The sequence below is a fragment of the Streptococcus sp. 2741 genome (assembly GCF_013276315.1).
Lineage (GTDB): Bacteria > Bacillota > Bacilli > Lactobacillales > Streptococcaceae > Streptococcus > Streptococcus pseudopneumoniae.
The window spans coordinates 22,357-30,760 of sequence record NZ_VMKU01000060.1 but is presented as its reverse complement, the minus strand read 5'-3'; the positions used below and the strand labels follow the sequence as shown (position 1 = coordinate 30,760).

Genomic DNA, 8,404 nt, shown 5'->3' with positions numbered 1-8,404 from the left:
AAAGAGCAAACTAGGAAGCTAGCCATAGATAGCTCAAAATACTGTTTTGAGGTTGCAAATAGGACTGACGGAGTCAGTTACAAAGCATTGCTTTAAAGTTGTAGATAGGACTGACCAAATAGGTACATACCTATAACAAGGCAAGGCTGACCTGGTTTGAAGAGATTTTCAAAGAGTACAAGAAGTTTAGTTATTAGCGTTCTTACCGCTTGTAAACTAGATTTCCCATAAAATAGAATCTTTTCCTTTTAGTTGTAAACTAGTCTGGGAGAGTAGAGAGGTTTGAGATACCTTTCTAGCTTTTGGATTATCATCTAAGGAGAGTAACCTTTTCCTTGCATTAAAAAGGGGAAAAAGAGACACGAAATGACTATAATGGGTGACAATGGGGGAAGGGATAGACAAGAGATTTTATCCACATATGAAAAAAGGAGGTTAGAAAAGAGTAATATAGCCTATATTATATAAATAATCAATTGCGCAGAAATTTGGTAAGAATTCATGCGTCAACTCATAAAGAACTACTTAAAAAATTCACAGTATTCATAATTATTTTCGAGGAGAAAAACAGTGAAAAAAAGAAAAAAGCTTGCTCTGTCTCTTATCGCTTTTTGGCTGACGGCTTGTTTAGTAGGCTGTGCTAGCTGGATTGATCGTGGAGAATCCATAACGGCTGTTGGCTCAACTGCCTTGCAACCCTTGGTTGAAGTAGCGGCAGATGAATTTGGCACGATCCATGTTGGAAAAACGGTCAATGTCCAAGGGGGAGGTTCTGGTACAGGCTTGTCCCAGGTTCAGTCTGGGGCAGTTGATATAGGAAACTCAGATGTATTTGCTGAGGAAAAAGACGGAATTGATGCTTCTGCTCTTGTTGACCACAAGGTCGCGGTAGCTGGCTTGGCTCTGATTGCCAATAAGGAGGTTGATGTTGATAACCTAACGACAGAGCAACTTCGTCAAATCTTCATAGGTGAGGTAACCAATTGGAAAGAGGTTGGTGGTAAGGACTTACCCATCTCTGTTATCAATCGGGCAGCCGGCTCTGGCTCTCGTGCTACCTTTGATACTGTCATTATGGAAGGTCAGTCTGCCATGCAAAGTCAGGAGCAGGATTCAAATGGAGCGGTAAAATCAATCGTATCAAAAAGTCCAGGAGCTATCTCTTATTTATCTCTTACCTATATAGATGATTCGGTCAAAAGCATGAAGTTGAATGGTTATGACTTAAGTCCAGAAAATATAAGTAGCAATAATTGGCCCTTGTGGTCTTATGAGCATATGTATACATTGGGGCAGCCCAATGAGTTAGCTGCAGAATTTCTCAATTTTGTTCTCTCGGATGAGACCCAAGAAGGGATTGTCAAAGGATTGAAGTATATTCCGATTAAGGAAATGAAGGTTGAAAAAGATGCTGCCGGAACTGTGACAGTGTTGGAAGGGAGACAATAATGAATCAAGAAGAATTAGCTAAGAAAATGTTGCTTCCATCAAAGAATTCTCGTCTGGAGAAATTAGGAAAAGGTTTGACCTTTGCCTGTCTTTCTTTGATAGTCATCCTTGTGGCCATGATTTTGGTTTTCGTAGCGCAAAAAGGCTTGTCGACCTTCTTTGTCAATGGTGTGAATATCTTTGACTTTCTTTTGGGAGGAACTTGGAATCCTTCTAGTAAAGAATTTGGTGCCCTTCCTATGATTTTGGGTTCCTTTATCGTTACCATTCTCTCAGCCCTTATCGCAACCCCCTTTGCTATTGGTGCAGCAGTTTTTATGACCGAAGTATCACCAAAAGGGGCGAAGATTTTGCAACCAGCTATTGAACTCCTGGTTGGGATTCCTTCAGTAGTGTATGGATTTATTGGCTTGCAAGTCGTCGTTCCCTTTGTTCGCAGTGTCTTTGGTGGGACTGGTTTTGGGATTTTGTCAGGGATTTCCGTCCTCTTTGTCATGATTTTGCCGACCGTAACCTTTATGACAACGGATAGCTTGCGTGCGGTTCCTCGTTATTATCGTGAGGCTAGTTTCGCTATGGGAGCCACTCGCTGGCAGACTATCTGGCGTGTGATCTTGAAGGCGGCCCGTTCTGGTATTTTCACTGCAGTGGTCTTTGGGATGGCGCGTGCCTTTGGTGAGGCTTTAGCTATCCAGATGGTTGTCGGAAACTCAGCTGTTATCCCAACTTCCTTGACCACACCAGCTGCAACTTTAACTTCTATATTAACTATGGGAATTGGGAACACTGTCATGGGAACTGTAAATAATAATGTTCTCTGGTCACTGGCCTTGGTACTGCTCTTGATGAGTTTAGTTTTTAACAGTGTGATTAAATTGATTACGAAAGAAAGAGGAAAGAAAAATTATGCGCGCTAAGAAATTAGATAAACTTGCAACAGCTGTCCTCTATACGATTGCTAGCATCATTGTGACAATCTTGGCTTCCTTGATTCTCTATATCTTGGTTCGGGGCTTGCCCCATATCTCTTGGTCTTTCTTGACTGGAAGGTCTTCTGCTTTTCAAGCAGGTGGTGGGATTGGCATTCAGCTTTACAATTCCTTTTTCCTATTGGTCATTACCTTGATTATTTCTGTACCTCTTTCTATGGGAGCTGGGATTTACTTGGCTGAATATGCTAAAAAAGGTCCTGTTACCAACTTTGTGCGGACTTGTATTGAAATTTTGTCCTCTTTACCATCAGTGGTGGTGGGTCTCTTTGGTTACTTGATCTTTGTAGTCCAGTTTGAGTATGGATTTTCAATCATTTCAGGTGCCTTGGCCTTGACAGTCTTTAACTTGCCTCAGATGACGCGTAATGTAGAGGATAGTTTGAAACATGTTCACCATACCCAACGTGAGGCTGGTCTGGCTCTTGGGATTTCTCGTTGGGAGACAGTGGTTCATGTTGTTATTCCAGAAGCGCTTCCAGGTATTGTAACGGGTGTCGTCTTGGCATCTGGTCGTATCTTTGGCGAAGCTGCAGCTCTGATTTATACAGCAGGGCAATCGGCGCCAGCTCTTGACTGGTCTAACTGGAATATCCTCAGTGTGACTAGCCCCATCTCTATCTTCCGTCAAGCAGAAACCTTGGCTGTCCATATCTGGAAAGTCAATAGTGAAGGCACTATTCCAGATGGAACTATTGTATCAGCAGGTTCTGCCGCTGTGCTCCTAATCTTTATCCTGATTTTTAACTTTGGAGCTCGTAAGTTCGGAAACTATCTACACAAGAAATTAACCGCTGTCTAAAGGAGAAGCCATGTCAACATATAACTGGGATGAGAAGCATATCCTTACCTTTCCTGAAGAAAAAGTAGCCCTTTCTACTAAGGATGTCCATGTTTACTATGGTAAAAATGAATCCATTAAGGGGATTGATATGCAATTTGAAAGAAATAAAATTACAGCTTTGATTGGTCCGTCGGGATCGGGGAAATCTACCTACTTACGCAGTCTCAATCGCATGAATGATACTATTGATATTGCTAAAGTAACTGGGCAGATTCTCTATCGTGGAATTGATGTCAACCGTCCAGAAATCAACGTTTATGAAATGCGTAAACACATTGGAATGGTTTTTCAACGCCCTAATCCATTTGCTAAGTCAATTTACCGTAATATTACCTTTGCGCATGAACGTGCTGGAGTTAAGGATAAGCAAGTCCTAGATGAAATCGTAGAAACCTCCCTTCGTCAGGCTGCCCTCTGGGATCAGGTTAAAGACGATCTCCACAAGTCAGCCTTGACCTTATCAGGTGGTCAGCAACAACGTCTCTGTATTGCTCGTGCCATCTCTGTTAAGCCAGATATCCTCTTAATGGATGAGCCAGCCTCAGCCTTGGATCCGATTGCGACCATGCAACTAGAAGAGACCATGTTTGAGCTCAAGAAAGACTTTACCATCATCATTGTAACGCATAATATGCAGCAGGCTGCTCGTGCAAGTGACTATACAGGCTTCTTTTACTTGGGTGATTTGATTGAGTATGACAAAACTGCAACTATTTTCCAAAATGCCAAGCTACAGTCCACCAATGACTATGTATCTGGTCACTTTGGTTAGAAAGGAAACCGTATGACAGATGCGATTTTACAGGTATCAGACCTGTCCGTTTATTATAATAAAAAGAAGGCTTTGAATAGTGTTTCCCTATCTTTCCAACCTAAGGAAATTACAGCCTTGATTGGTCCATCTGGATCAGGGAAGTCAACCCTCCTCAAGTCTCTCAACCGCATGGGAGATCTCAATCCAGAGGTGACCACAACTGGATCCGTGGTGTACAATGGTCACAACATCTACAGTCCGCGTACAGATACGGTTGAATTACGTAAGGAAATCGGAATGGTTTTCCAACAACCTAATCCTTTCCCTATGACTATCTATGAGAATGTTGTCTACGGGCTTCGTATCAATGGAATTAAGGATAAGCTGGTTCTGGATGAAGCCGTAGAAAAAGCCTTGCAAGGTGCCTCTATCTGGGATGAGGTCAAGGATCGTCTACATGATTCAGCTATTGGATTGTCAGGTGGTCAACAGCAGCGTGTCTGTGTGGCCCGTGTCTTGGCAACCAGTCCTAAAATCATCCTCTTGGATGAGCCAACTTCGGCTTTGGATCCGATTTCAGCTGGTAAAATTGAGGAAACCTTGTATGGTCTAAAAGACAAGTACACCATGCTTCTGGTAACCCGTTCCATGCAACAAGCTTCACGTATCTCTGATAAGACAGGATTTTTCCTAGATGGAGATTTGATTGAATTTAATGATACCAAGCAGATGTTCCTTGATCCCCAACACAAGGAAACGGAAGACTATATTACAGGAAAATTTGGATAAGGAGATGAAAGATGTTACGATCTCAATTTGAAGAAGATTTAGAGAAATTACATAACCAGTTCTACGCTATGGGACAAGAAGTGCTCTCACAAATCAATCGTACGGTGCGTGCCTTTGTCACGCATGACCGTGACCTGGCAAAAGAGGTCATCGAAGATGACGCAGAAGTAAATGAATACGAAGTGAAACTGGAAAAGAAATCATTTGAAATGATTGCACTCCAACAACCAGTCTCTCAAGATTTGCGTACAGTCTTGACTGTCCTTAAGGCTGTATCAGATGTGGAGCGTATGGGGGATCACGCTGTAGCCATTGCCCAGGCAACCATCCGTATGAAGGGGGAAGAGCGCATCCCAGCTGTAGAGGAAGAAATTCAAAAAATGGGACGTGAAGTTAAAAGCGTTGTTGAAGCAGCACTTGATCTTTATCTTAATGGTTCTGTTGACGACGCATACCGGGTAGCCTCCATGGATGAGCAAATTAACCACTATTTTGAAACTATCCGTGACCTTGCGACTGAAGAGATTAAGAAAAATCCAGAAGCCATTGTTACGGGTCGTGATTATTTCCAAGTTATTTCCTACTTGGAGCGTATCGGTGACTATGCTAAAAATATCTGTGAATGGGTTGTTTACTTTGAAACAGGTAAGATTGTCGAATTATAAAGTATTCAAAGGATAAAATTATTGTGAAAGCTTACTTTTTAATACAGTAAGCTTTCATTGTATAGATAGTTTACTTTGTCAGAGGTGAATAATGAACTACATACAGAATATCAGAAAAAAGTTGGAAAAGATAAGATTATTTTAAATTTTACCTGTGGAATATTAAGTCAATCAGGAAAAATTTTATTACAAAAACGAGCAGATAAAGGAACGTGGGGATTACCAGGTGGTGCTCTTGAATTAGGAGAATCGGCTTTAGAAGCTTTAGTGCGAGAGTTTTATGAAGAAACAGGAGTCGAAGTGAGGGTGGAAAAACTCTTAAATGTTTATACAAAATATTCAGACAGTTATCCGAATGGTGATGAGGCTCAAGTTCTTACAATCTTGTATTTAGTTTCATCTGAAACTTCTATCTCTACAAATTTTTTTACAAGTGATGAAACTTTAGAATTAGGATTTTTTGATCATAGTGACATACAAAATATTGCAATTGTAAACCAGCAGCATCAAGATATGATAAATGATTTTTTTGAAAATAAGTTCCCAATAGATAGATAAACTAACCACTGTATTTCTATTTTTTAGTAAATATATTTTATGAAAATGCAAGAAAACACTTGACAAGCAACTTAGATATCGTTATAATTATACAAAATTAACAGAGGGGTTGTTTATTTATGAAATCAAAAAAATGGATATTTGTTTTATGTAATTTTCTTGCAAGTTTCTTCTTAGTAGCTTGCCAGTCAGGTTCTAATGGTTCTCAGTCAGCTGTTGAGGCCATTAAGCAAAAGGGGAAATTGGTTGTGGCGACAAGTCCTGACTATGCACCCTTTGAATTTCAATCATTGGTTGATGGAAAGAACCAGGTAGTCGGTGCAGACATCGACATGGCTCAGGCTATCGCTGATGAACTTGGGGTTAAGTTGGAAATCTCAAGCATGAGTTTTGACAATGTTTTGACCAGTCTTCAAACAGGTAAGGCTGACCTGGCAGTTGCGGGAATTAGCGCTACTGACGAGAGAAAAGAAGTCTTTGATTTTTCAATCCCTTACTATGAAAACAAGATTAGTTTCTTGGTTCGTAAGGCTGATGTAGAAAAATACAAGGATTTAACTAGCCTTGAAAGTGCTAATATTGCGGCTCAAAAAGGGACTGTTCCAGAATCAATGGTCAAGGAACAATTGCCAAAAGCTCAATTAACTTCCCTAACTAATATGGGTGAAGCAGTCAATGAATTGCAGGTTGGAAAAGTAGATGCTGTTCATATGGATGAGCCTGTTGCACTTAGTTATGCTGCTAAAAACGCTGACTTAGCTGTCGCAATTGTCAGCTTGAAGATGAAGGACGGCGACGCCAATGCCGTTGCTCTTAGAAAAAATAGTGATGATTTGAGAGAAGTGGTAGACAAGGTCATCCAAAAACTCAAGGATGAAGGAATTTACCAAAGCTATCTTGAAAAAGCAGCAAGTCTAACTGAAGTTGAAGAATAAGAAAAAGCAGAGTTGGATGTCATTCCAATTCTGCTTTTAAATAGTTTAAAACCTTTTCCAGATTGTCTAGGGACACCTTGGCAAATTGATAAGGACAGGTGCTTAAATAGGCCTCTTCAAAGAAGTCCAAGCCTAGTTGACTGTGTTTGAGATTGGCGATTTTAGGATACTGTCTCAGGTCTAGCAATAAACCATCGTGAAGAGGAAAATGAGGAAGAGGACAGGGGCTGTAAGCTAGTCTTTCCTTGATTTGTTTTTGGTAAGTTTCTTGATTATTCAAGCGAGTCAGACGATTTTTCTCAAACAATTGACTATCGATATAGAGTGATAAGGCCTTTTGCATGATGAGGTTGCTGTCGTAGTCTAGGATATTTTTGTAGGCCACAAATGCTTCTTTGATAGCATTTGGAAGAATGAGTGCTGTAATACGAAGGGCTGGAAAGAGGCTGGTCGAGAAGGACTTGATATAAATGACACGCTCCTCTGTATCAAGATAGTGGAAGGTTTGGCCCTTCTTGGAGTCCAAATCACCCAGATAATCGTCCTCTACGATATAGACATCATACTTGGCTGCTAAGTCAAGAATAGCTCGTTTGTCCTGCTCAGAATAGGAATGGCCTAGAGGATAGTGAAATCGAGGAATGGTATAGAAAAACTTAATTTTTCCTGTTTTGAAGTGGCCTTCCAGTTCCTTCAAGTCAATCCCATCAATGCCTCGTTCAATCGTTTGATAGTCCAGACCCTGAGCAATCAAGAGGCGATTCATTCGATGGTAGGTCGGTTGTTCCATCAAGATTTCCTTGGCTTGGCTAGGGAAGGAAATTTGAGAAAGGATAAACAAGGCTTGTTGGGTTCCAGAAGTCAGTACCAGTTGGTCAGCCTTGCAGTAGAGGGCTTGGTCAAAGAGGAGTTGGTGAATGGATTGTCTTAAGTCTTCTAAACCTTCTTGATTTTCATAGTAGTTGAAGAGGTAGTTTTCCCGGCCAATCAAAGTTTCATTGACACAGAGTCGGAAATCGTCATAGGCGCTGGCGTGTTCATCCGTAACCTCGATTTCGAGGTCTTGGTGTTGCCCTTGTTCTAGGACATAGTAGCCACTCTGGGGCTTGGCATAGAGGTATTGTTCGTACCGTAATTCCAGCAGGGCGCGCTGAACGGTGTCCTTGCTACAGTGAAAGTCAAGGCTTAGTTGACGGATAGAAGGCAGGCGACTTCCCGTCGGAAAGCGTCCAGACTCGATACCATTTTTCAGATAGGAAACGACCTCTTGGTACTTGCTTTGTTTCTTCATTCCAGACCTCCCTTGATTTTGTTACATTGTACCCTTTTTTTTCCTTCTTGGCAATGTCTAGGGTGTTTCTCTCGTTCACATCTAAGAGCAAATGTGGTATATTCCCATCTTTAATACTTTTTTTGAAATC

Annotated in this window: 9 protein-coding genes; 8 read left to right on the top strand and 1 reads right to left on the bottom strand. The window is 41.1% G+C overall.

Annotation, left to right across the window (positions count from 1 at the left end; translation table 11 throughout):
* Positions 1-570: 570 nt before the first annotated feature.
* The 8 genes from pstS to HT671_RS06675 all read left to right on the top strand — a co-directional run bounded on the left by pstS (position 571) and on the right by HT671_RS06675 (position 6,983).
* On the top strand, positions 571-1,449 hold the full coding sequence (gene pstS / locus HT671_RS06710) for a phosphate ABC transporter substrate-binding protein PstS (protein WP_000746334.1): 879 nt from the start codon (positions 571-573) through the stop codon (positions 1,447-1,449).
* On the top strand, positions 1,449-2,366 hold the full coding sequence (gene pstC, locus HT671_RS06705; RefSeq protein ID WP_001070908.1) for a phosphate ABC transporter permease subunit PstC: 918 nt from the start codon (positions 1,449-1,451) through the stop codon (positions 2,364-2,366). Before pstS ends, pstC begins: the two co-directional genes overlap by 1 nt.
* Positions 2,356-3,240: a phosphate ABC transporter permease PstA gene (gene pstA / locus HT671_RS06700; RefSeq protein ID WP_001201787.1), complete on the top strand. Its 885-nt coding sequence runs from the start codon at positions 2,356-2,358 to the stop codon at positions 3,238-3,240. The genes pstC and pstA overlap by 11 nt, the downstream gene beginning before the upstream one ends.
* 10 nt (positions 3,241-3,250) lie before the next feature.
* Positions 3,251-4,054 (top strand): phosphate ABC transporter ATP-binding protein PstB, encoded by an 804-nt coding sequence (gene pstB, locus HT671_RS06695; RefSeq protein ID WP_000109215.1) that lies wholly within the window; start codon positions 3,251-3,253, stop codon positions 4,052-4,054.
* A gap of 12 nt (positions 4,055-4,066) precedes the next feature.
* Positions 4,067-4,825, top strand: coding sequence for a phosphate ABC transporter ATP-binding protein PstB (gene pstB, locus HT671_RS06690; RefSeq protein ID WP_000128635.1), 759 nt, complete (start codon positions 4,067-4,069; stop codon positions 4,823-4,825).
* A gap of 11 nt (positions 4,826-4,836) precedes the next feature.
* A complete protein-coding gene (gene phoU, locus HT671_RS06685; RefSeq protein WP_000946465.1) occupies positions 4,837-5,490 on the top strand; it encodes a phosphate signaling complex protein PhoU in 654 nt (217 codons plus the stop codon).
* An 84-nt stretch (positions 5,491-5,574) separates the two neighbouring features.
* On the top strand, positions 5,575-6,048 hold the full coding sequence (locus tag HT671_RS06680) for an NUDIX domain-containing protein (protein WP_033605139.1): 474 nt from the start codon (positions 5,575-5,577) through the stop codon (positions 6,046-6,048).
* A 119-nt stretch (positions 6,049-6,167) separates the two neighbouring features.
* A complete protein-coding gene (locus HT671_RS06675) occupies positions 6,168-6,983 on the top strand; it encodes an ABC transporter substrate-binding protein (RefSeq protein ID WP_000837363.1) in 816 nt (271 codons plus the stop codon).
* 19 nt (positions 6,984-7,002) lie between these two features.
* Here the strand turns inward: HT671_RS06675 and HT671_RS06670 are convergent, their stop codons facing one another.
* Positions 7,003-8,274, bottom strand: coding sequence for a PLP-dependent aminotransferase family protein (locus HT671_RS06670; RefSeq protein ID WP_000744853.1), 1,272 nt, complete (start codon positions 8,272-8,274; stop codon positions 7,003-7,005).
* Positions 8,275-8,404 lie beyond the last annotated feature (130 nt).

Coding starts and splice junctions, on each gene's coding strand:
- pstC (WP_001070908.1), top strand. CDS start 1,449: ATGAATCAAGAAGAATTAGCTAAGAAAATGTTGCTTCCATCAAAGAAT.
- pstA (WP_001201787.1), top strand. CDS start 2,356: ATGCGCGCTAAGAAATTAGATAAACTTGCAACAGCTGTCCTCTATACG.
- pstB (WP_000109215.1), top strand. CDS start 3,251: ATGTCAACATATAACTGGGATGAGAAGCATATCCTTACCTTTCCTGAA.
- pstB (WP_000128635.1), top strand. CDS start 4,067: ATGACAGATGCGATTTTACAGGTATCAGACCTGTCCGTTTATTATAAT.
- phoU (WP_000946465.1), top strand. CDS start 4,837: ATGTTACGATCTCAATTTGAAGAAGATTTAGAGAAATTACATAACCAG.
- HT671_RS06675 (WP_000837363.1), top strand. CDS start 6,168: ATGAAATCAAAAAAATGGATATTTGTTTTATGTAATTTTCTTGCAAGT.
- HT671_RS06670 (WP_000744853.1), bottom strand. CDS start 8,274: ATGAAGAAACAAAGCAAGTACCAAGAGGTCGTTTCCTATCTGAAAAAT.